We start from the raw sequence: 23,623 nt of genomic DNA, 5'->3' as shown, positions 1-23,623 counted from the left end.
CAATCCCCTAAATTTTTTAATCTACAATCAACTTATGTATCTCCAATTGATTTTGGTTTTGAAAAGTCGTTTGACTTGGGAAGCGAAAATCAGGTTTTCCTCTTTTAAAAGATTGGGGTCGGCTTCGAGGAGGGCATTGGCGGCTTGGGCGGCTTCATGGAGTATCATGCCGTCTTTTCCGAGATTGGCTACCCTGAGGTTGCAGCTCAGCCCGCTTTGTTGGGTTCCTTCGATGTCTCCCGGTCCCCGGAGTTTTAAGTCTGCTTCGGCTATTTCAAAGCCATCGTTCGTGGAAGTCATGGTTTCGATGCGTTTTCGAGAGTCGTTGGAGAGTTTATAGGAGGTCATCAGTATGCAATAGGATTGATCGGCTCCTCTACCGACACGTCCCCGGAGTTGGTGTAGTTGGGAGAGTCCGAAACGTTCTGCACTTTCGATAACCATGATGGAAGCATTGGGGACATTTACCCCTACTTCGATTACGGTAGTTGCAACGAGTATTTGAGCTTTCCCGGAAACGAAATAATGCATTTGGGCCTCTTTTTCTGCCGACTTGAGTTTCCCGTGAACGATAACGGATTGGTATCCGCGAGGTGTGAAAAATTGATGAACCTGTTCGTATCCCTCTTCTAAGTTTCTATAGTCCATTTTTTCGGATTCGGAAATCAGCGGATACACGATATAAGCTTGTCTGCCGGCTTCTAATTCTTTTAGAATGAATTTGTAAACGTCGTTTCGTTTACTCTCGAACGTATGGTAGGTAGTAATAGGTTTTCTTCCCGGGGGAAGTTGATCGATGACGGAAACATCCAGGTCCCCGTAGAGGGTCATGGCCAAGGTGCGGGGAATGGGGGTTGCCGTCATCACTAACATATGGGGGGGGGTATTGTTTTTTTGCCATAATTTGGCCCGTTGCGCTACACCGAAACGGTGTTGTTCGTCGATAACGACCAGTCCTACGTTGTTGAAGCATACGACATCCTCCAAAAGGGCGTGCGTACCGACGAGAATCTGCAAACGACCGTCGGCTAATGCTTCATGTATAATGTCCCGTTCTTTCTTTTTGGTGGAGCCTGTTAACAAGGCTACGCTAATAGGGGTGTCTTTCAACATTTGTGTGATGGTTTCGTAATGCTGTGCGGCTAAGATTTCGGTCGGAGCCATGATACAGGCTTGATAGCCGTTATCCAAGGCGATCAACATGCACATGACGGCTACCAGTGTTTTGCCGCTTCCCACGTCTCCTTGCAGGAGGCGATTCATCTGCTTGCCAGAGCCGCAATCCTGCCGGATCTCTTTGATCACTCGCTTTTGGGCGCCCGTCAGGGGGAACGGGAGGAGGTTATGGTAGAAGTTATTGAAGTAATCTCCGACGACATGGAACGGATGTCCCCTGAATGAAACCTTGCGGTTGAATTTCAGTTTAAGAATATTCAGTTGGATATAGAATAATTCTTCGAATTTTAACCGGTATTGTGCTTTTCGAAGTAATTCCGGATTTTCGGGAAAATGTATGTTGAAAAGGGCATCGTGAAGATAGATCAAATTGTATTTTTTGATAAACCAAGCCGGTAAAGTTTCCGCGATGCGTCCGTTCAGGTTTTTGAATATGCCTGCCTGAATTTTGCTGATGACTCTCGACGTGAGGAAACTTTTTTTCATTTTTTCCGTGGTAGGATAAACAGCTTGAAATCCTACCAATTGTTTGGCATTCGCTTCATAGAGATCTATTTCCGGATGAACGATATTTAGCTGTTGGTTGAATACACTCGGCTTCCCGAATATCAGGTATTCTTTATCGGGTAAAATTTGACTATCCAAGTATTTGTATCCTTTAAACCAGACGAGCTCCAGTTCTCCCGTACCGTCGCTTGCCGTCGCCACCATTCGTTTTTGTTTCCCCATTCCGACGGCGGTTAATCGGGATATTTTTGCTTTAATCTGGATGTAGGGTAGTTGAGCGTTCAACTCTCTTATCGTGTATAACCGGGTACGATCGATGTATTTGTAAGGGATATGATAAAGCATATCCTCGTAGCTGCAGATATTTAATTCTTGTTCGAGTAAAGAGGCCCGTTTAGGACCCACTCCAGGTAAAAATTTAATGTTTAATCCGGCTATTTCCAAAACAGAAAAGATGTGTTTATACTTTATTTGTCGAACGAAAATAAAAAAAATAGATGACTTTGTTGAGCAAGTCGGGAATAAATTTTAATTTCGTTGTTCGGAGTTTTGAATGCAAGAGCGACAAGGTCGTATTCGATGACTATGAGGAAAAATTGAGATGTATAATTATTTGAAACAACGAGTGAAACATGCCATACGCTTCAGGCATAAAAGAGGATTCGGTGTCCACTCTCCTTTCGTATTCGATTTGATTACGAATGTGATTAAAGAGAGAAACCTCTACTATGATTTCGAGCGAATAGAAACAAGGGCTAAGTTACGAAGCAGCGAAAAGAAATTGTGCCGTTTGCTTTTCCGCTTGTCGGATTATCTCTCTTATCGGAATGTTTTGTTATTGGGGTTGGAGAATCCGTTTGTGATCTCTTATTTAGAAGCTGTTTCCAGGGATATGCGTCTTTTTTATAAGGGGAAGGAGTTTAAGGGAGAGAGGTATGAAAAAGCAGAACCGGCCTTTATCGGCGAAGTTCCGTTGGACATGATGTTTTTAGGACGAGAGCTCGACGGGGTTTGGAGTTCGGCATGCGAGTCTCTGTTGAAAGAACGAAAGGAAGGACCGCTTTGTGTTATTATCACGGATATTTACAAGAAACCGTTGAATGCTCAATTGTGGAGACAATGGAGGAAAGAGTGTACGGTTTCGATTGATATGATGTGGTACGGGATGTTGTTCTTCGATAAACGGTTGCAAAGAGGGAGATACAATATGATAATTTAAAGGGGGACTGCATGCCGGGTAGGGGTTAGTCTGGAGTTATGAATCTAAAATTTAATATAAGATGAAAGTATACACGAAAACCGGGGACGGGGGAACCACTTCTTTGATCGGAGGCACGAGGGTTCCTAAGAATAACGTGAGATTGGAGGCGTATGGGGGTGTGGATGAACTGAACGCTCATTTGGGAATGATTCGTTCTTATTCTATTCCGGAAGAGAGTATAGAGGAGATCGTTCGCGTTCAGAATGTATTGTTTGTCGTGGGTGCCAATTTGGCAACAGATACGACGGTTTCGGACTTGCAGCAGCAACTTCCTTGCACATCGGAGGATATAGAGTTTTTGGAAAAGGCAATAGACCGGATGGACGAGGTTTTGCCTCCCATGAGATTCTTCGTGCTACCCGGGGGAGATCCGGCGGTGTCGGCCTGTCATATTGCCCGAACTGTTTGTCGACGGGTGGAGCGTCGGATATTAGATATGAGTGAGACGATAGAGGTGGATGAAGTGATTACGCGCTACATGAACCGTTTATCGGATTATCTTTTTGTTTTATCGAGAAAATTGGCACACGATCTTCGTGTCGATGAGATGAAATGGGAGCCGACAAAATAAGAAAAGCGATGAAAGAGGTATTGAGTTTTTTGAGTGATTTGAAAGAGAACAATAATCGGGAATGGTTTCAGGCGAATAAATCCCGTTACTTGAAAATAAAAGCTTTTCATGAAGAGTTTATTCGAGAGTTGATACAGGAGATAGCCGAATTTGATCCGGAGATCGATGGATTGCCGGCAAGGGATTGTATTTTTCGAATATACCGGGATACGCGTTTCGCCACGGATAAAACTCCTTATAAGACGCATATAGGTGCTTTTATGGTGAAAGGGGGAAAAATGAATCCGAGGGGAGGTTATTATGTGCATATTGAGCCGGGAGGATCCCTGTTTGCGGGAGGAATTTGGTGTCCTTCGCCGGCGATGCTGAAAGCGTTAAGGCGGGATGTGTATGATAATGTGGAAGAATTCCTTGCTATTATCCGTAATCCGGAATTCGAGAAGTATTATTATATGGACGGGGAAAAATTAAAGAAAGTGCCTGTCCCTTTTCCTAAAGATTTTCCGGAAGCCGAATTATTGAAATACAAAACCTACACGGTAACGAACCGTATTTCCGACGGATTCTGGGAGGAGGATCGACTCGTGAAAAGGTGTGCGGAACGTTTAAAGCTACTTCTGCCCTTCAATCGGTTCTTGAATTATACCGTAGACGAGTCCATGCAGGGCGGTTATACTCCCCAGGTATATTAGTCGGTTTACGTGTCTCGGAGCGACCTTCGTGTCAGAATCGTACGTGTCTATATAATATGCCGATAATGAGGATTTTGATGATTTTTTTTTGTTTAAATCTTTGGTCGTTAGCAGAAAAATTCGTATATTTGTTACATGGAAAAAGGATTAGAAGAGATGCCTGTTAAAACATTAACTGCCGTGAGAGAAGAGATATTACAAGGCATGATTGCATCCTTTCGTTTGGAAGGAATAAAAATTCAGGAAAAAACAGCCTATACAATATTGGAACAGGTAGATCTGAAACTCATAATGCAGAAGAAATAATTTGTTCCATCCGAGTGTAATCCCGTTTGGCTACCTGCTGAACGGCGATTATGTATTGCTCGAAGTCGACGCGATTGAAATCCAAACCCGGATAGCCTTGTTTGCGAGCCATAAGATTGGCCAATATTCGGGCCGTACGGCCATTGCCTTCTCGGAAAGGATGAATAAAAAGCAACTCCCCGTGTACGATGGCTATATCTTTAATCAGTCTCTTTTTGTTCGGGTAGCGATCCGGAAGTCCGGACAAGACCTCTTGTTCGAAACGGACCATGTTCTCGGCAATAAAGCGGGCAGCCGGGAAGACAAAGCCTCCCTTGGACATGTTGACGCTGCGAAATTTTCCGGCAAACTGGTAGAGGTGCTTTAATGCCATACGATGGATACTTTGTATGTATTTTACGGTAAAGCGAGTCTGGGGTGAGAGTTGTTCCGTGAAAATGATTTCAGCCATTAGAAAACCTTCAAATTCAGCATTGTGAATGGTCTCTTGATCGGTAAGACCAAGCAAATTTTGCAGAATTTCGCTTTCATTACCATCGGTGGTGTATCTGGTCATGGCCGTTGATTTTTAACAAAGGTAGGGAAATGCCGTAATAAACCAAATTTATTTATGATTTATGCTTAACGGTTTCTGATTAAGAACTATCTTTGTGCTAATTTAAAATAGTTTATGTGTTTAACAGCTTTCTATTAAAGGATAAACCGTTAAATAAGACAAAAGATGAAGGTATTACTATTAGGTAGCGGAGGTCGTGAACATGCATTGGCCTGGAAAATAAATCAAAGTCCGAGATTGACCGAATTATATGTAGCCCCTGGGAACGCGGGGACGGATAAGTTGGCTAAAAATGTCGATATTCAAGTGACGGATTTTCCCGCGTTGGCCGAATTCGTATTGGAGAAAGAGATAGAAATGATTGTTGTAGGGCCGGAAGATCCTTTGGTGGAAGGAATTCGGGACTATTTTGAAGCAGACGGACGTTTTGCCGGTTTGATGCTTGTCGGACCGGGTAAAGCCGGGGCGGTACTGGAGGGAAGTAAAGATTTTGCGAAGGAATTTATGATAAAGCACGCCATTCCTACGGCAGCTTATTTTACGGTGACTCGGGATAATCTTCAGGAGGGGATTGCTTTCTTGAAAGGGATGAGGTCTCCTTATGTTTTAAAAGCGGACGGACTGGCTGCCGGTAAGGGGGTATTGATCCTGGAAGATTTGGATGAAGCTGTGCGGGAGTTGAATTTGATATTAGGCGGGAAATTTGGGAAAGCGGGAAACCGGGTGGTTATCGAGGAGTTTTTGAAGGGTATCGAGCTTTCGGTTTTCGTTTTGACTGACGGAAAGGATTATAAAATATTGGGATCCGCTAAGGATTACAAGAGAATAGGAGAGGGTGATACCGGTTTGAACACGGGTGGAATGGGAGCTGTCTCTCCGGTGCCTTTTGCCGACGATGCTTTTAACCGTAAAGTGGAGGAAAGAATAATTCGTCCGACGGTGGAGGGTTTGCAGGCGGACGGAATCGATTATCGCGGGTTTATCTTTTTCGGGCTGATGAATGTCGGGGGTGAGCCCCACGTGATAGAGTATAATGTACGTATGGGAGATCCTGAAACGGAAGTGGTTATGCCCCGGGTAAAAACGGATGTATTGACTCTGTTTGAAGCTACGGCCAAGGGAGGAATACGGGACATCGCTTTAGAATTGGATCCCCGGTTTTGTACCGCGGTGATGTTAGTCTCCGAAGGTTATCCGGGAGCTTATAAAAAAGGTGAGGTAATTACCGGAATAGAGACCGCGGATGATAGTCTGGTTTTTCATGCCGGGACGAAAGTGTCGGAAGGAAACATCGTGACGAACGGAGGGCGGGTAATTGCTGTCAGCTCTTTCGGTCATACGAAAAAGGAGGCATTGGCATTGTCCTATAAGAATGTTGAAAAGATTCGTTTCGCGGGAAAAAGTTTCAGACGGGACATAGGGGCGGATCTTTAAACAGTAAACCATAAAGCATGAGACTGAATGCCATAATAAAGTCGAAAAGTATATATATGCTGTACCTGTTACCGTTTTTAGTGATAGGTATAGCATTTTTTCGTTATTGGTTGGGAGGAGAGTATACGCCGTGTGGCATCGACGGGTTGATATCGTTATCTTTTTTGGAAGCGTACGAGGAGAGTTTCTGGCTTGATAAGGTCGGTTTGTTATTGCTTTTATCTCTTGCTTTTTTGCTCTTTTTCATTGCCGACCGTTATAAATTTTTATCCCATGTTTCCGTCCTGCCTTCTTTTCTCTACTCTTTATTGACCGTTGGCGTTTTATGTCATTACGGGGTAAATGCCTATTTATTTGCGGCATTTTTTGTTGCTTTGGCCGTGGCCTACCTGCAATCGGCTATCGTGCATTTTAAGACGAATGCTCCGGTATTCAATTTCGGTTTTTTTATTGCCCTGTCTGTATTGCTTTGTCCCGATTTGTTCGCTCTCGTCCCGTGGGCCGTGGTCGTATTGCCTTTTTCGGGGAGGGCTACATTGAAAGATATGGTTGCCCTCTTGTTGGGATTTGGAACTATGTTTTTTTTAGTTTGGGGGTATTATTTCTTGTCCGGGGATTCGGATGGATTATTCACCCGTTTTTGGGATAAAATATGGGAAGGAGATTCTTTTGTGCAGATCGTATTGGCAAAACCGATCGTGTTTATTATTATAGGCATATTGATTTTTGCTTCTTTCGGTAACGTGTTGATCAATTATCCCACGGTAATCGTGGCTCAGCGGCGAGGGTTGTTGTCCATGTTGTCCATGCTTTTCTTTTTGGGAGGTTCCATGTTTATTATTCCCTGTTCATGTTACGGGGGAATGTATATATTGGCAATCCCTTTAGTCTATTTGTTTTCACAATACTTTATTTCTCATCGTACCAAGTGGGCGGGAAATATGCTATTCCTTCTGCTGCTGGTTGCCTGTGGATGGTTGATTTTCGGTTAACCCTCGAAGGTTAATAGTTCTCCCCGATGGGTTTCGTCGAATTTTCCTTCTTGGTAGACCGTATGCCCGTTGACGATGGTCGTGTTTACCCGGTAAGAGAGTGTCGTTCCCTCGAGAGGCGACCATCCGCATTTATACAATAGGTTCTCTTTCGTCACGGTCCATGGATTTTTTTCTACGATCACGATATCGGCTTTGTATCCTTCGCGAAGGTATCCGCGTTGTTGTATACGAAAAATATCCGCTGGTGCGTGGCACATTTTATCCACGATATTTTCTATGGTTATTTCTCCGTTTTCCATCAGTTGTAACATAACGGGCAAAGAGTGCTGAACCATCGGGCCTCCGCTGGCGGCTTTCGTATATACTCTGTTTTTTTCTTCCGGAAGGTGAGGTGCGTGGTCGGTAGCAATGATGTCTAACCGATTGGAATTAAGAGCCCGTAACAAAGCCTGTCTATCCGCTTCTGTCTTGATGGCGGGGTTCCATTTTACCCGGTTCCCCTTGCTCGAATAGGCTTCGTCGTTGAACCAGAGATGATGGATGCAAACTTCTCCCGTGACACGTTTTTCTTTTCGTGAGCCTTGATCTAACAGCTCCAATTCTTCTTTCGTGCTTAAGTGAAGGATATGCAGTCTGCTATGGTGTTTCCGGGCCAAACGCGCGGCTAAGGAAGAGCTGATGTAGCAACATTCCCGACTTCTGATCAGCGGATGGCAGGCCGGAGGAATATCTTCCCCGTAACGTTGCTTATAGAGTTCCAGGTTCCGGTTGATCGTGGGGGTATCTTCGCAGTGTGTGGCAATTAGAAGGGGAGATTCTGCAAAAATTTTCTCGAGAATTTCTATGTTGTCCACGAGCATGTTGCCGGTAGAGGAACCCATGAATATTTTTATTCCGCAGGTTGTTTTCGGATCGACTTTTTTAATCTCTTCTATGTTATCTAAGGTCGCTCCTATGTAAAAAGAGTAGTTAACTAATGAATTTTGACGGGCAATATGTTGTTTCTCCTTCAGTAACTCGTTTGTCGTCGTGGGTGGAATAACATTGGGCATGTCCATGAAGGAGGTGACTCCTCCCGCGGCGGCAGCCCGGCTTCCTTCACCGATGTCTCCTTTCCGGGTAAGTCCCGGTTCGCGAAAATGCACCTGATCGTCGATAACTCCCGGAATGACGTATTTCCCTTCTGCATCTATGATTTGAACCTCATCGGAAAGGGACGCGATCCCTTCTTCCTCGATGGTTTCAATGGTATCGTTGTCGATGAGGATATCGGCCCGGAATACTCTTCCTTCATTGACCAATGTTCCGTTTTGAATAAGTGTTTTCATAGATTATGAAGTTACGGAATTTTAGTGTGCTTCGTTTCGATTGGCGTTTTTCTTTTTTCCTAAACTGCGGAGTTTCATGGTGATGACCCCCCAAAAGGCTTCGTTAAAAATTCCACCGTTCATCTTGGATGTTCCCTCTGTACGGTCGGTAAATATAATAGGAACCTCTTTCAGTTTGAACCCCATGGTCCAGGCGGTGAATTTCATTTCAATCTGAAAGGCGTATCCTTTGAAACGGATATTGTCCAGATCGATGGATTCCAATACTTTACGAGTGTAACATACGAAACCGGCCGTGGCATCGTTTATTCTCATGCCGGTAATGAATTTCACGTATTTGGAAGCGAAATAGGACATTAAAACTCGTCCCATGGGCCAGTTGACCACGTTTACTCCGGTAACGTAACGGGAACCGATGGCCATATCCCCTTCTCCGCTTTGACAGGCTTTGTAAAGTTTAATCAGGTCATCGGGATTATGAGAAAAATCGGCATCCATTTCGAAGATATAGTTGTAGTTGTGTTCCAATGCCCATTTGAAACCTGTAATGTAAGCGGTACCCAGACCTAATTTCCCTTTTCTTTCGATCATGAAAAGTTGAGGAAATTCTTTTTGCAGATTTTTGATAATCAGGGCGGTTCCATCCGGAGAGTTATCCTCGATCACCAGGACATCGAACGAAGGTTCGAGTTTAAATACATAACGGAGGATATTTTCAATATTCTCTTTTTCGTTATAGGTGGGTATGATGACAAGTCTGTCGTTCATGTGTTGCTTTTTACAGGTATTCGACAATTTTCTCTAATTTATTTCCTCGGGAGCCCTTAATTAAAATGAATGAAGCGGTGACTTTATTCTTTTTGAGATATTCTATTAATGTTTCCGTGTTGGGGAAATAATTCATAAAAGTATATTTATTTATGAACGGTTCAAAATTTTCGCCGACTATAAATGCATGATGAAGCTGTTTTGCCGCCAATAAATCGAGAACTTCTTCGTGAGCTCCGTCCGACATGTCTCCTAACTCTCTCATTTGTCCGATAATTACCAGTTTATGTTCTCCTGTCATTTCCGCGAAATTGGAAACAGAGACCTTCATGCTGCTGGGGTTGGCGTTGTAAGCATCGAGGATAAGCGTATTGTCTTTAGTTTTTACGAGCTGAGAGCGCATGTTGGATGGTGAATAGTTTTCAATGGCTTCTTTGATCCGTAGCGGATCGATATCGAAATAGAGGCCGACGGCGGAGGCTGCCATGGCATTGTCGAAATTGTATCCGCCGATCAACTTGGTTTTCACGTAGAGATGCCCCTTTCGGGTCTTTAGGGAGTAGACTAAGTAAGGGATGGTTTGTAAAATCTCTCCGTTGGCAAAACAATCGGACGTGCCGTAAGTGATTTTCGATTGGTTAGCGGCCAATCCCATCAGCAGCTTGTCGGAGCCATTCACGAAGAGAGTCCCTTTTCGGGCTCCGATCGCCTCGTATAATTCGTTTTTCGTGCGTATGATATTCTCGTATGATCCGAAGCCTTCCAAATGTGCGTATCCGATATTGGTAATGATACCGTAATCCGGTTCTGCAATGTCGCATAAGGTTTTGATCTCTCCCGGGTGGTTGGCGCCCATTTCGACAATTCCCAATTCCGTGGATGTGTCCATGCTTAACAAGGTTAACGGAACTCCGATGTGATTGTTGAAATTACCTCGTGTGGCCACCGTCTTAAATTTTTTAGAAAGGACGGCATAACAAAGTTCCTTCGTGGTCGTTTTTCCGTTGGTACCGGTAATACCGAGAATCGGTACATGCAGTTTCCGGCGGTGGTGCCGGGCCAATTCCTGAAGAAACAGAAGCGTGTCGGGAACCGATAAACATTTCTCGTCGGTGGCGTACTTTGCTTCATCCGTTACCGCGAAAGCGGCTCCTTGCCTGATCGCCGTTGCTGCAAAGGCATTGCCATTATGATTTTCTCCTTTTAACGCGATAAAAATATCTCCTTCCTTCACTTCCCGGGAGTCGGTAACTATTCGTCCGCCTTTACTGAACGCTTCGTACACAGTTGCAATTGTATCCATGCTTGTTTGTCTTTACCAAAATACAAATTTATAAAAATATAAATCTCTCTGCCGAAAGATGGTTGTTTTTTGATATTGTAATTTCAAAAATCGATTGAAATAAGCGACAAAAAGAAAAATGCAGCCTGGAAAATATAAGACCAGGCTGCATTTGTGTCTTCTTTATCGGACTGTTATCAGAACATATAATCCCAAACCGGCAATTGCGCGGGTTTCTGGTCTAAGCTATTGATTGCTTTGGCACTTAAGTATTTTTTATGGATAACAATACGGAAAATATACTCGTCGAACCATTTGTCCGTGAATGTCAAGTAACCGTTGTGTCCTGTAGAGGGCCCCCAGCTATTTTCAAATTCCCATTTTAACGGTTGGTCGTTGGCATCCGTATCAACTCCCACTAAAGTCATTGCGTGAGAAGAACCGCTTTGGCGGGTAAGAATCCGTGCTTTTTTGTCCATTTTGAAGTCAACACCCATCAACGAGTTGTAGTCATACATATCCGGGTCCATGATTCCTGTTTCCCGGTTGAGAAACTTGCCCACATCACAGGAAGAGTACATGGCTTCATTGTTTTTAATGGAAGCAACGGCTGCTTTTTTAATCTCCTCGTTCGGGAGATTCAGGTATACCCAGTTGATTCCTTCGACGGTGTTCCGGTAGTTTTTAATCTCGTAAAGTTTGTAATATTCCCGAGTCGGATCATTCATGATCATAATGTAATTTTTCGGATCGTAATCTTCCGGGGTGATCTCCTCGTAGAACTGCTTCGGCGTGTAATTGGCCAGTTCTTTGATGTTCCCGTCTTTATCCGTGTACCGCCAGGTAAATTGGGTAGGAGGTTCCCCGAGACAAAGGGCCAGAATACGATATATATCTTTTAAGATAGAGATTTTCTCTGTTTCCAGGGCTTTTGCTTTTTTGCCTTGAGCGGCCATTTCCCGTAAGGTATAGCCCCCTTTGCGAAGTCTTTCATTGATAAGAGACCCCATGGCTGCCGTATTATCGGAATGAGCCGTCTCCGGCATGACGGACTTGGGCACGACCCCGTATTTTTCTCCTAAATTGTAATACAGGTTCCATACGCCACCATCGTTAACGGGTGCCGAGAAAAAGAAGGTCACTTCCCGGTCGTCCATCGGTTTGCCTGCCGTGGCAATGATATTCTCTAAAAAAAGGTTGGATTTCTCAAACATATCCCAGAAATAGAGGTAGTTATGAGAGAAGTCAAAATCATTTAAGTGGTATTTCTTGATGATGTCGGGACGTAATACATTCATGGAGGTAAACATCCAGCAACGTCCTGAACTGTGTTGATCGGTGATCCCTTTGACAGCTACCCGATACTTGAAATAGTGGTCTATTTTGCCCTGAAGTTCCCGGTTAAGGGCATTATCCCGGATATTCTTGTCGTTTGTCAAGATATTTTGAATCGCCTTCGTGGAAGGATCTTTTTTGAAACTTCCTTGAATCTCTTTAAGTTCTTTCTCCGTGATCGTTTGGGCACACAATGAGGCCCCGACCATCAATAAAATTCCTGTTAATAGTGTTATTTTCATCCAACTAATAATTTAATAAAGTCCATAAAGTCATCAGGTCCATAAAGTCTGAAAGTAATTTTTGATTTATGATTTATAATTAGGGTTCTGATCTTGTCCTCTCTAAATCGTTAATCAAAAATCCGAAATCATAAATCTTTTTAATCATCTAATCACCCAATCTCTTAATCGCCTAATCTACAATCCTTTAGATATGTATCACCTCATCATAAGCAGCAGCAGCAGCTTCCATAACGGCCTCGCTCATCGTCGGATGCGGGTGGATCGTTTTGATGATATCGTGTCCGGAGGCTTTTAGTTTCCGGGCCAGTACCATTTCGGCAATCATCTCGGTTACGTTCATTCCTACCATATGAGCTCCTAACAAGGTGTTGTCGGCAGCGTTGAATATTAATTTGATGAATCCTTCATTGGCTCCGGCGGCACTTGCCTTGCCTGAAGCACTGAATGGGAATTTCCCGATTTTGATTTCATACCCCGCTTCAACGGCTTTGGCTTCGTTCAATCCTACCGAGGCAACTTCCGGTGTCGTGTAGGTACAGCCGGGAATATTGGAATAATCGATGGGTTCGGTATGGACTCCCGCTATGTGTTCGACACAGCAAATGGCTTCGGCTGAAGATACGTGAGCCAAGGCGGGTCCCGGTACGATATCGCCGATGGCGTAGATCCCTTCGACATTCGTGCGGTAATATTCGTCTACTTTTATTTTTCCCCGATCCATTTCGATACCGAGTTCTTCCAAACCGATATTTTCCACGTTGGGGGAGATGCCGACAGCCGAAAGTACGATCTCTGCTTCGTGTACCTCTATCTCGCCTTTTTTATTTTTGATGTTCGCTTTTAAAAGTTCGCCGGTTGTGTCGACGCTTTCTACTGAAGATTTTACCATAACTTCAATACCTGCTTTTTTAAACGAACGTCCTACTTGTTTGGATACCTCTTCATCTTCTAACGGGAGAATGTTAGGTAAAAATTCTACTAACGTTACTTTGGTTCCCATGGCGTTGTAGAAGAAGGCTAATTCGGAACCGATCGCTCCGGATCCCACGACGATCATCGATGCCGGTTTGTGGTCGAGAGTCAAAGCTTGACGGTAACCGATGATACGTTTGCCGTCTTGCGGAATGTTGGGAAGCTGACGGGAGCGGGCTCCTGTTGCTAACAGGATGTGGTTTGCCTCCACGATACTTTTTTCTCCTTCGCGGGGAGTTACTTCCACCTTTTTATCCGGAGTCAGTTTACCGTGTCCCTCGATAACGGTAATGTTATTCTTTTTGAATAGGTATTGGATTCCTTTACTCATTTTGTCGGCAACTCCCCGGCTTCTGGCGATGATGGCTTCAAAATCCGGTTCGGCCTGTTCGATCTTTATACCGTAATCGGCGGCATGGCGAGCGTATTCCAATACTTGTGCCGATTTCAATAGGGATTTGGTCGGGATACATCCCCAATTCAAACAGATTCCACCTAATTCGGCACGTTCGACAACGGCCACTTTCATCCCGAGTTGGGAAGCGCGAATGGCAGCCACGTATCCTCCGGGACCGCTGCCTATTACGAGTAAGTCGTATTTCATATTTTAGTTTGTTTATAGTGTAAATAATTTTTGACGCAATCATTTGCGCTACAAATTTAGAGGAATAGTTTAAAATCGGAAAATAAACGACTTCGTTTTCTGAAAAATGCAAAAAAATAGATGAACGCGGAAAGGGAAAATGAGTTTCGGTCGAGGTGTCCGGCGCTCTTGTCTTTGTTTTTATTCTTTGGTAACGGGGACAGGAGGCGAACGAGTTAAAATTTTGTATTTATAACTTGAAATACTATCTTTACGCACTTGAAAGAAATAGTGTTAATACAACTGTATATGGAGTATTCTATCAATAGTATTGGTATGAATTTATTGGTAAAAAGATGATTAGGATATTTCATGTCGCTTTAAACATAAAATTGGATTTATATGAAAGGACTAAAAATTGTTGTTCTTGCTAAGCAGGTTCCCGACACGAGAAATGTGGGAAAAGATGCGATGAAAGCAGACGGAACTGTAAACAGGGCAGCTTTACCTGCCATCTTCAATCCGGAGGATTTGAATGCTTTGGAGCAGGCTTTACGTTTAAAAGATACAATTGAGGGGACTACTGTTCATGTATTGACCATGGGACCGGGACGTGCCGCGGAGATCATTCGCGAGGCGATGTACAGGGGTGCTGATGGTGGATATTTGTTATCGGATCGGGCTTTTGCCGGTTCGGATACGCTGGCTACTTCTTATGCTCTGTCTTGTGCTCTGCACAATTTGGAGTACGATCTGATTATTTGCGGTCGTCAGGCTATCGATGGAGATACGGCTCAGGTTGGCCCTCAGGTTGCGGAAAAATTAGAGTTGCCGCAGGTGACTTACGCGGAGGAAATTCAAAAATGCGATGGCAGGAAATTGACAATCAAACGTCGTTTGGAAAGAGGTATAGAGGTGGTCGAGTGTCCGCTGCCTTGCGTGGTTACGGTGAACGGTTCTGCTGCCCCTTGCCGTCCGAGAAATGCTCGATTCGTGATGAAATATAAATACGCGAAAGCTACTCAGGAGGCCCAGGAGGCCGGAGAGGATTATATCACGTTGGTTAACGAACGTCCTTACTTGAAGTTAACGGAATGGAGCGTTAATGATATTACCAGTAACGCGGAGGATTTGGGATTGAGCGGATCTCCGACGAAAGTAAAGACTATCGAAAATGTTGTGTTCCAGGCAAAAGAAGCTAAGGTACTGGCCGGAAGCGATGCAGAAATCGATGAGATGATGAAGGAATTGATTACCAACCATACAATCGGATAAGTGAAGAGATTGAAAATCTAAAATCTAAGATATGAATAGTGTATTTGTATATTGCGAGATAGAGGAGAGTACGGTTGCCGATGTCAGCTTGGAGTTGCTGACGAAGGGACGGACTCTTGCCAATAAATTAGGTGTAAAGCTGGAAGCTATTGCTTTAGGACACGGGTTAAAAGATATAGAGAAACAGATATTTCCTTATGGAGCAGATGTGGTATGGGTTGGCGATGATGCTCGTTTGGCTCCTTACACGACGTTGCCTCACACGAAGATGTTGGTACGTTTGTTCGAGCAGGAAAAACCGCAGATCGCTTTGATGGGAGCTACCAGCGTGGGGCGCGATTTGGGACCTCGTGTCTCTTCTTTCCTGCATAGCGGATTGACGGCTGACTGTACCAGCTTGGAGATAGGGGAGTACTCGGATGCCAAGAGCGGCAAAAAATACGAGAACCTGTTGTATCAGATTCGGCCGGCTTTTGGTGGTAATATTGTTGCAACGATCGTCAACCCGGAATGTCGCCCGCAAATGGCTACCGTCCGCGAGGGCGTGATGAAAAAGGAGGTCGTCGATGCCGCCTATAAAGGAGAGGTTAAGAAGTTGAACGCGGATGAATTCCTCGATGACACGGATTTGGTAGTGAAAGTGATTGAACGTCAGATGGAGAAATCCAAAGTCAATATTAAGGGAGCTCCGATTATCGTGGCCGGAGGTTATGGAGTAGGTTCGAAAGAGAATTTTAATTTGTTGTATGAACTGGCTTCCGTGCTGGGAGGAGAAGTAGGCGCTTCTCGTGCGGCCGTGGATGCGGGCTTTTGCGAACATGAACGTCAGATCGGTCAAACCGGAACGACTGTTCGTCCTAAGTTGTATATAGCTTGTGGTATTTCCGGACAGATACAGCATACGGCCGGAATGGAAGAGTCCTCCATGGTTATTGCCATTAATACGGATTCGAATGCTCCGATCAATAAATTTGCGGACTATGTGATCACGGGAGACCTGAACGTTGTAATTCCGAAGATGATTCAGTATTACAAGAAGAACAGCAAATAGGTAATTGTAAATTGCGAATTGAATGTTTTCACCTGAATTTGCAATCAGTAATTTTCAATTTACAATCTAAAATTTAAAATTTTAAAAGTATTATGGCGAATTTCTATATAGATAACGAGGATTTGAAGTTCCATCTGGAACATCCTCTCATGAAAAAAATTGTTGCGTTGAAAGAGCGTAATTTTGCGGATGCCGGAAAATGTGATACTGCTCCGAGAGATTTTGAAGATGCGTTGGACAATTACGATAAAGTGTTGGAGATTTTGGGGGAAATTTGCGGCGACGTGTTAGCTGAAAATGCAGAAGGGGTAGACGCCGAAGGACCGGAGGTGATTGACGGGAGAGTAAAATACGCGGCTGGAACTCAACAGAATCACGATGTGTTGACTCAAGCGGGTTTGTATAATATGTCTTTACCGAGAGAGTATGACGGGTTGAATTTCCCGATTGTTCCCTATGTGATGGCGGCAGAGTTGGTTTCTCGTGCAGATGCCGGTTTCGGAAATATCTGGGGCTTGCAGGATTGCGCCGAAACGATTCATGAGTTTGCAAGCGAGGAACAGAAGAAACATTACCTGCCGCGCGGGGCTAAAGGGGAAACTTACGCGATGGATTTGACGGAGCCGGATGCCGGATCGGATTTGCAGGCGGTACAGTTAAAGGCTACTTATTGCGAAAAGAGCGGGAAGTGGTATCTGAACGGGGTGAAGCGTTTTATCACGAACGGGGATGCTCAAATTGCTCTGGTGTTGGCTCGCTCGGAAGAGGGAACGCATGATGGCCGCGGGCTTTCCATGTTTATATATGATAAGGCCAATGGAGGTATGACCGTTCGCCGTATCGAAAATAAGTTGGGTATCAAAGGTTCTCCTACTTGTGAATTGGTATTTAAAGATGCCCCGGCGGAATTGGTCGGAGAACGCAAATTGGGATTGATTAAGTACGTTATGTCGCTGATGAACGGCGCTCGTTTGGGAGTAGGCGCTCAATCGGTAGGTATAGCGGAAGCTGCTTATCGCGAGGGGTTGAAGTATGCTCGGGAGAGACGTCAGTTCGGTAAAGCCATTATTGATTTTCCCGCGGTGTACGAAATGTTGACCAATATGGAAGCCAAACTTCAGGGTGCCCGTGCCATCCTGTACGAGACCAGCCGTTTCGTGGATATGTATAAGGCTTATACCCATATTTCCAATGAACGTACCTTGGATAAAGCCGAACGGGAAGAGATGAAGAAATACCAGAAATTGGCCGATATCTATACTCCCATGTTGAAATTGTTTTCGAGTGAATACGCCAACGAGATCGCTTACGATGCTTTGCAGATTCACGGGGGATCGGGTTATATGAAGGATTACCCTATTCAACGCTTGGTTCGTGATGCCCGTATTACCAATATATACGAAGGAACATCTCAGTTGCAGGTTGTGGCGGCTATACGCGGGGTGACTACCGGACAATATGCCAAGTATATTCGCGAGGAGTATGAGAAAGCGCCTATATGTCCGGAGCAGGAGTATATTCGTGAGATATTGAAGGGTATGACGGCTGCTTTTGAGGCTGCTGTGACGAACGTGACGGCAGTAGGAGATCCCGAATATGTTGATTTTCATGCGCGCCGTTTAGTAGAGATGGCCGGGTATGTGATCATCGGATACTTGTTGTTGTTGGATTCGCAGAGAGACGCACGCTTCTATAAATCTACGGAAGTATTCGTGAAGTACGGACAGGCTAAAGTTGCCGGATATGCAGCTTTTATCAATGATTTCGAACTGAAAGATATGGGGATGTATAAAAAATAACATTCATCTACCGGATAAAAAGAATCGTTTGCTTCCGAAAGCAAACGATTTTTTTATTGTAAATTTTAAATCAAGAAGCTGTTTTTGTAATTTACAATCTACAATCGTCAATCTCTTTAATCCCCTAATCACAGAATCTTTTAATCCCCTAATCACAGAATCTTTTAATCTCCTAATCGCAGAATCTCTTAATCCCCCAATCCCTGAATCCTTTAATCCCAGAATCCCTTGGTTTTTTAAATCATAAATCTAAAATCCGAAATCGTAAATTTACAATTGGAAGGGATAACTCCTCCGGGGCCGAGACGTTCCCGTCGGTCGTGTAAACGCTTTTCGTTCACTAACCTCCGGGACTCACTTCGTTCAAACAAACCGTCGGGTGGCCGTTCCGTAAATCGAACACGACGCTCGCCGTTCTCTATTTATGCCCCTCCGTTTTTCTCCCTTCTCCCTTTAATCAATTGTAAATTTTAAATTGTAGATTGTAAATTAATTTTTGGTTTAAGATTTACGATTTATGATTCAATTCTGATCTTGCCATCTTTAAATCTAAAATCGGCAATCAAAAATCCGAAATCGTAAATCTCTTTAATCCCTTAATCTCTTTAATCCCTTAATCGCAGAATCTCTTAATCCTCTAATCCCTAAATCTTACAATTAGCAGGGTTATATTCGGCTCATTAACATTTTTCATTCGGATAGTTTTATATTACGTGTTTTGTACAATAATGAAATAGATAGTTCTATTGTATTTAAAATAAAATATATTTTCTTGTTGTATGTATATATTTGTTGATATAAAATATGTTAATTGAAAGGTTAAATTTAACTATGCATATAGTGGGATGTTTCCGGATAATTCTTGGTTTTGTGATTACCGATGCGAATGGATAGCGTGGATGGGTTTTGAGTCTGGCGAATTTGTTTATTTATTATATAATACATATATAATCAATGTGTTATATGGGTATTTCGTGAAGGGTTATTTATAAAATGAAGTCATGGGAAAAGTGAAAGATCATATAAAAAAACGATCNTATATGGGTATTTCGTGAAGGGTTATTTATAAAATGAAGTCATGGGAAAAGTGAAAGATCATATAAAAAAACGATCAATAAATGATCGTTTAATTCGAGTGCAAATATAACTAAATAAATAATAACAATAAAATTTAACCAATAAAATAAGTGGTCATTATCAGATATTTTCGTGTAGTTTAAAAATGTTAAATTATAATAATATTTTAATGTTGGATGTACTAAAAAACGATCATTTTCTGATACTATTACTTTGCGTGCGGATATCAGGGTTTTAATTGATCGGCGTGGAAAATGAATGTCGTATGAAGTTGCAAATGGTCGACCTAAAGGGTCAATACAACAAGATTAAAAACGAGATAGATGCCGGGATACGAGGGGTATTGGATCGTGCGGCTTTTATAAACGGGCGGGAGGTTACGGAGTTTAGTGAAGAGCTTGCCCGTTATATCGGAACGGAGTATGTGGTCCCTTGTGCCAACGGTACGGATGCGTTACAGGTCGCTTTGATGTCTTTGGAATTAGAAAAGGGAGACGAGGTGATCGTGCCGGCTTTTACGTATGTGGCAACAGCGGAAGTCATAGGTTTATTAGGGTTTATTCCGGTTATGGTCGATGTCGACCCTGTTTCATTCAATATAGAGGTAAAAGAATTGGAACGAGCCTTCTCTCCCCGAACGAAAGCGATCGTGCCGGTACATCTTTTCGGGCAGAGTTGTGATATGGAGTCTATTCTGACATTTGCCCGGGAGCACGACTTGTATGTAGTAGAGGATAATGCACAGGCGATCGGAGCTGTCTATACTTTTTCCTCCGGAAACTCTTTCAAGACGGGAACCATGGGAGATATCGGGTGTACCTCTTTTTTCCCTTCCAAAAATTTAGGCTGTTACGGGGATGGAGGAGCCTTAATGATTCGGGATAAGGAATTGGCCGAGCGGGCTCGTTGTATTGCAAATCACGGTCAGATGGTGAAATACCACCACGAAATGTTGGGATGTAATTCTCGCTTGGATACGATTCAAGCCGCGATATTGAAAGTGAAGTTAAAACATATAGATGAATATAACCGGGCCAGGCGGGAAGCAGCCCGGTACTACACTTCTCGTTTAAAAGAAGTGGAGGGAATTGTACCGCCGCGCGAGATGCCTTATTCCACTCATGTTTATCATCAATACACGTTGAAAGTGAAGGATGGGCAGCGGGATCGCCTGAAAGCGTTTTTGGCAGAAGGGGAGATCCCTTCCATGGTTTATTACCCGCTTCCCTTGCAGCGGCAAAAGGCTTTCACGGGGATAGCGAAAATTTCGGGGACATTGGAGGTGTCGGAAAAATTAGCGAATTCCGTTCTTTCGTTGCCGATGCACACGGAGCTTACGTGGGAACAACAGGATCGGGTGATATCGAGGATCGAAGCGTTTTTTAAAGGATAAGACGGTATTCACGTACCGTATTTGAAGTGCAGATAAGAAAGTATAAAGTTCGGTATTTGGTTTCTGTTTAAGAAACTGAAATATTGATGCGTGGTTAACGACAGAATAAGCCGGAACAGGGTTTGTGCGCGAAGCGTGTCCGGTGGGTTCGTGAAAATAGATGGGTAAGGAGTAACATCGTTATGGTTAATATGGTAATACGGGACGACGAAAAATACTGGTATGCGGCTTACACGAGGGTGAATCAGGAGATGAGTATAAAAAAGAGATTGGATGCCTTGAATGTAGAGAACTATCTGCCCCTTCAGGAGGTCGTACGACAGGAACCGGAGGGACGGAAAAAGGTTCGTGAGCTTCTTGTCCGAGGGTTGATTTTTCTACGGACGGATCGGCGTACGAGTTTTGTGTTGCTGAATGATTACTCTCTTAACATTGTTTATATCAGGGATCGGGAGACTCGTCGTTCGTTGATTATTCCCGATAAGCAGATGAAAGATTTTATGTTTCTACTCGATTTTTCGGATGAAGTGATAGAGGTCGTGAACAAGGAGTTACGGCGGGGGGATAAGGTGCGTGTGATCAAGGGCCCATTTGTCGGTTTAGAGGGAGAGTTGGTCCGGGTAAAGGGGCATAAGCGGGTGGTGGTCCGGTTGGAAGGGGTAGTTTCTATCGCGACGTCTTATATACCGGGGTCCTATATAGAAAAAATAAACTAAGATTTATTATAAAGTATAATGAAAAATTTTGCATTGATCGGGGCTGCAGGCTATATCGCCCCTCGGCATTTGCGTGCCATAAAAGAGACCGGAAATCGGTTGGTAGCCGCTTACGATGTGTTCGATAGCGTGGGAATCATGGATAGTTTCTTCCCGCAAGCATCGTTTTTTACGGAATTCGAGCTTTTCGACCGTCACCTTTCGAAAAATAAAGGAACGGACAAGGAGGTGGATATGATATCCGTTTGTACGCCGAATTATCTGCATGACGCCCACGTGCGTTACGCTTTACGCTTGGGGGTGGATGTTATCTGCGAGAAACCGTTGGTATTGAATCCCTGGAATATCGATGCCCTGCAAAAAGTGGAAGAGGAAACGGGACACCGGGTATTCACGATCTTGCAATTGAGGCATCATCCGGCGATTCTGGCTTTAAAGAAAAAAATAGAAGAGGGACCGAGAGAGAAGATATACGATGTCGATCTTACCTATATAACCTCCCGGGGCAATTGGTATTATACGAGTTGGAAAGGTGATAGCCGAAAAAGCGGTGGGGTAGCCACCAATATCGGGGTTCATTTTTACGATATGCTCTCTTGGGTATTCGGTCCCGTCCGGGATAATATCGTGTACGTGAGCAGCCACGACCGGGTGGCCGGGTTATTGCGTTTTGACAGGGCTCATGTCCGTTACTTTTTAAGCATCAATTACGATACTCTTCCGCCGGAAGTAAAGGAAGCGGGAAAAAGAACATTTCGTTCGTTTCGCATAGAGGGAGAGGAAGTGGAGTTTAGCGACGGTTTTACCGATTTGCACACGGAGAGTTACCGGCATATTCTTGCCGGCGAAGGATACGGTTTGGAAGACGCCCGTACCTCCATTCAAATCGTGCACGATATCCGTCACGCGAAACCTATCGGACTTTGCGGGGATTATCACCCTTTGGCTGAATTGGCATTGGTAGAACATCCCTTTGGTTGGTAATTTTAATAAATAATACGCTTATGTATACTCGATTGGTTTCTAAGAAGGCGAAGTTAGCCTTGGTGGGTTTGGGGTATGTGGGGTTGCCCATTGCCTTGGCGTTTGCCAAAAAGATCTCCGTGGTCGGTTTTGATATTAAAGAGGATCGTCTGGAGAAAATGCGGAATAGAATCGATCCTTCCGAAGAGTTGTCGCCTGAGGCGTTCGACCATAGCGATATCGAATTTACCTCTTCCGTGGATCAATTACGGGCTGCCTCTTTTTTTATTGTGGCGGTTCCAACTCCCATAGACGAGTACAATCAGCCGGATTTAAAGCCCTTGTTGGCGGCTACACGGACGGTGGCGAAAGTATTGAAAAAGGGTGATTACGTGGTTTTCGAATCCACCGTTTACCCCGGATGCACGGAGGAGGACTGTCTGCCTTTGTTGGAGGAGATTTCCGGTCTGAAAGTAGGTCGGGACTTTAAAATCGGTTACTCTCCCGAGCGGATTAATCCGGGGGATTCGAAACATATACTGAGTAATACGATAAAAATCGTTTCGGGGTGCGATGCCGAGGCATTGGAGACGATTGCCAAGGTATATGAATTGGTGGTGGAACCGGGTGTTCATCCCGCTCCCTGTATTAAGGTGGCGGAAGCGGCGAAGATAATCGAAAATACCCAGCGGGATGTCAACATCGCTTTGATGAATGAACTGTCTATTATCTTTTCCCGGATCGGCATCAATACCTTCGATGTGTTGGAAGCAGCCGGGACAAAGTGGAATTTTCTGAAGTTTTATCCCGGATTAGTCGGGGGACATTGTATAGGTGTCGATCCCTATTACTTGGTACATAAGGCGAAAGAGCTGAAATACCATCCCCAGATCATAAACGCGGGGCGTTTTATCAACGACTCGATGGGGGCCTATATCGCCAAGAAGATGGTAAAGAAATTGATTGCCATGGGTAAAAGTGTATTGGGAGCCCGGGTTTTGGTTATGGGAGTAACCTTCAAAGAGGATGTTTCGGATATTCGGAATTCGAAAGTGGCCGATATCATTCGGGAGTTACGAGATTTCGGCGTGGATGTGGATGTTGTCGACCCTCATGCCGATTCGGAAGCCGTGCAGGAGGAATATGGTTTTAAATTGGTGGAAAAACCCCGCGATAATTACGATGCGGTCGTAGTGGCTGTCTCCCATAAAGAATACGAAATGTTAGACGAGACCTATTTTAAGTCGTTGACTTATGAGAACGCTCTTTTAGTAGATATTAAAGGAATTTTGCGAGAGAAAATACATTCGTTGAAATACTGGAGTTTGTAAGAACAGG

General features: G+C 44.0%; 20 protein-coding genes. 13 read left to right on the top strand and 7 right to left on the bottom strand.

The annotated features are described in order from the left end of the window. Positions 1–27 precede the first annotated feature (27 nt). Positions 28–2,127 carry an ATP-dependent DNA helicase RecG gene (gene recG / locus NVS78_RS00370; RefSeq protein WP_286357431.1) on the bottom strand — a complete coding sequence of 700 codons (2,100 nt, stop codon included), beginning with the start codon at positions 2,125–2,127 and terminating at the stop codon, positions 28–30. Positions 2,128–2,284: 157 nt separating this feature from the next. Here recG and NVS78_RS00365 point away from each other — a divergent pair, with 157 nt between their 5' ends. The 4 genes from NVS78_RS00365 (at position 2,285) to NVS78_RS00350 (ending at position 4,513) form a co-directional block, all read left to right on the top strand. Then, on the top strand, positions 2,285–2,902 hold the full coding sequence (locus NVS78_RS00365; protein ID WP_286357430.1) for a hypothetical protein: 618 nt from the start codon (positions 2,285–2,287) through the stop codon (positions 2,900–2,902). Positions 2,903–2,963: 61 nt separating this feature from the next. Next, positions 2,964–3,515: a cob(I)yrinic acid a,c-diamide adenosyltransferase gene (locus tag NVS78_RS00360; RefSeq protein ID WP_286357429.1), complete on the top strand. Its 552-nt coding sequence runs from the start codon at positions 2,964–2,966 to the stop codon at positions 3,513–3,515. Positions 3,516–3,523: 8 nt separating this feature from the next. Continuing rightward, positions 3,524–4,207, top strand: coding sequence for a DUF2461 domain-containing protein (locus tag NVS78_RS00355; RefSeq protein WP_286357428.1), 684 nt, complete (start codon positions 3,524–3,526; stop codon positions 4,205–4,207). Between the two features lie 135 nt (positions 4,208–4,342). Next, complete coding sequence (locus NVS78_RS00350) at positions 4,343–4,513, top strand: hypothetical protein (protein WP_286357427.1); 171 nt, start codon at positions 4,343–4,345, stop codon at positions 4,511–4,513. Here NVS78_RS00350 and NVS78_RS00345 read toward each other — a convergent pair. Further along, complete coding sequence (locus NVS78_RS00345) at positions 4,494–5,069, bottom strand: Fic/DOC family protein (RefSeq protein ID WP_286357426.1); 576 nt, start codon at positions 5,067–5,069, stop codon at positions 4,494–4,496. The genes NVS78_RS00350 and NVS78_RS00345 overlap by 20 nt on opposite strands. Before the next feature lie 165 nt (positions 5,070–5,234). On the opposite strand from NVS78_RS00345, the gene purD reads away from it, so the two are divergent. Then, positions 5,235–6,503, top strand: coding sequence for a phosphoribosylamine--glycine ligase (purD, locus tag NVS78_RS00340; RefSeq protein WP_286357425.1), 1,269 nt, complete (start codon positions 5,235–5,237; stop codon positions 6,501–6,503). 17 nt (positions 6,504–6,520) lie between these two features. Continuing rightward, entirely contained in the window at positions 6,521–7,495 is a 975-nt protein-coding gene (locus NVS78_RS00335) for a hypothetical protein (protein WP_286357424.1), read from the top strand. On the opposite strand, the gene NVS78_RS00330 is transcribed toward NVS78_RS00335, so the two are convergent. The 5 genes from NVS78_RS00330 to lpdA form a co-directional block, all read right to left on the bottom strand. Further along, positions 7,492–8,826 carry a dihydroorotase gene (locus NVS78_RS00330; protein ID WP_286357423.1) on the bottom strand — a complete coding sequence of 445 codons (1,335 nt, stop codon included), beginning with the start codon at positions 8,824–8,826 and terminating at the stop codon, positions 7,492–7,494. The genes NVS78_RS00335 and NVS78_RS00330 overlap by 4 nt on opposite strands. Positions 8,827–8,847: 21 nt before the next feature. Then, positions 8,848–9,594 (bottom strand): polyprenol monophosphomannose synthase, encoded by a 747-nt coding sequence (locus tag NVS78_RS00325; RefSeq protein WP_041502894.1) that lies wholly within the window; start codon positions 9,592–9,594, stop codon positions 8,848–8,850. A 10-nt stretch (positions 9,595–9,604) separates the two neighbouring features. Further along, the gene (locus tag NVS78_RS00320; RefSeq protein WP_286357422.1) at positions 9,605–10,897 is read right to left on the bottom strand and encodes a UDP-N-acetylmuramoyl-tripeptide--D-alanyl-D-alanine ligase; all 1,293 of its coding nucleotides are present in this window, start codon (positions 10,895–10,897) and stop codon (positions 9,605–9,607) included. Between the two features lie 176 nt (positions 10,898–11,073). Beyond that, complete coding sequence (locus NVS78_RS00315; RefSeq protein ID WP_286357421.1) at positions 11,074–12,453, bottom strand: C1 family peptidase; 1,380 nt, start codon at positions 12,451–12,453, stop codon at positions 11,074–11,076. A gap of 187 nt (positions 12,454–12,640) precedes the next feature. Further along, complete coding sequence (lpdA, locus tag NVS78_RS00310) at positions 12,641–14,032, bottom strand: dihydrolipoyl dehydrogenase (RefSeq protein ID WP_286357420.1); 1,392 nt, start codon at positions 14,030–14,032, stop codon at positions 12,641–12,643. Positions 14,033–14,413: 381 nt separating this feature from the next. Here lpdA and NVS78_RS00305 point away from each other — a divergent pair, with 381 nt between their 5' ends. The 7 genes from NVS78_RS00305 (at position 14,414) to NVS78_RS00275 (ending at position 23,616) form a co-directional block, all read left to right on the top strand. Further along, positions 14,414–15,286 (top strand): electron transfer flavoprotein subunit beta/FixA family protein, encoded by an 873-nt coding sequence (locus NVS78_RS00305; protein WP_041502898.1) that lies wholly within the window; start codon positions 14,414–14,416, stop codon positions 15,284–15,286. A gap of 31 nt (positions 15,287–15,317) precedes the next feature. Further along, positions 15,318–16,337 (top strand): electron transfer flavoprotein subunit alpha/FixB family protein, encoded by a 1,020-nt coding sequence (locus tag NVS78_RS00300; RefSeq protein ID WP_286357419.1) that lies wholly within the window; start codon positions 15,318–15,320, stop codon positions 16,335–16,337. Positions 16,338–16,429: 92 nt separating this feature from the next. Further along, positions 16,430–18,136 carry an acyl-CoA dehydrogenase family protein gene (locus tag NVS78_RS00295; protein WP_286357418.1) on the top strand — a complete coding sequence of 569 codons (1,707 nt, stop codon included), beginning with the start codon at positions 16,430–16,432 and terminating at the stop codon, positions 18,134–18,136. Between the two features lie 1,342 nt (positions 18,137–19,478). Then, positions 19,479–20,606 (top strand): DegT/DnrJ/EryC1/StrS family aminotransferase, encoded by a 1,128-nt coding sequence (locus NVS78_RS00290; protein ID WP_286357417.1) that lies wholly within the window; start codon positions 19,479–19,481, stop codon positions 20,604–20,606. Positions 20,607–20,788: 182 nt separating this feature from the next. Further along, a complete protein-coding gene (locus NVS78_RS00285; RefSeq protein WP_353620704.1) occupies positions 20,789–21,322 on the top strand; it encodes a UpxY family transcription antiterminator in 534 nt (177 codons plus the stop codon). A gap of 18 nt (positions 21,323–21,340) precedes the next feature. Further along, positions 21,341–22,306 (top strand): Gfo/Idh/MocA family protein, encoded by a 966-nt coding sequence (locus tag NVS78_RS00280; RefSeq protein ID WP_286357416.1) that lies wholly within the window; start codon positions 21,341–21,343, stop codon positions 22,304–22,306. Between the two features lie 20 nt (positions 22,307–22,326). Beyond that, positions 22,327–23,616 carry a nucleotide sugar dehydrogenase gene (locus NVS78_RS00275; protein WP_286357415.1) on the top strand — a complete coding sequence of 430 codons (1,290 nt, stop codon included), beginning with the start codon at positions 22,327–22,329 and terminating at the stop codon, positions 23,614–23,616. Positions 23,617–23,623: the final 7 nt, after the last annotated feature.

The organism is Gabonibacter chumensis (assembly GCF_024741215.1).
GTDB lineage: Bacteria > Bacteroidota > Bacteroidia > Bacteroidales > Marinifilaceae > Gabonibacter > Gabonibacter massiliensis.
The sequence above is the reverse complement of the archived record's forward strand: the minus strand, read 5'-3'. Positions and strand labels throughout refer to the sequence as shown.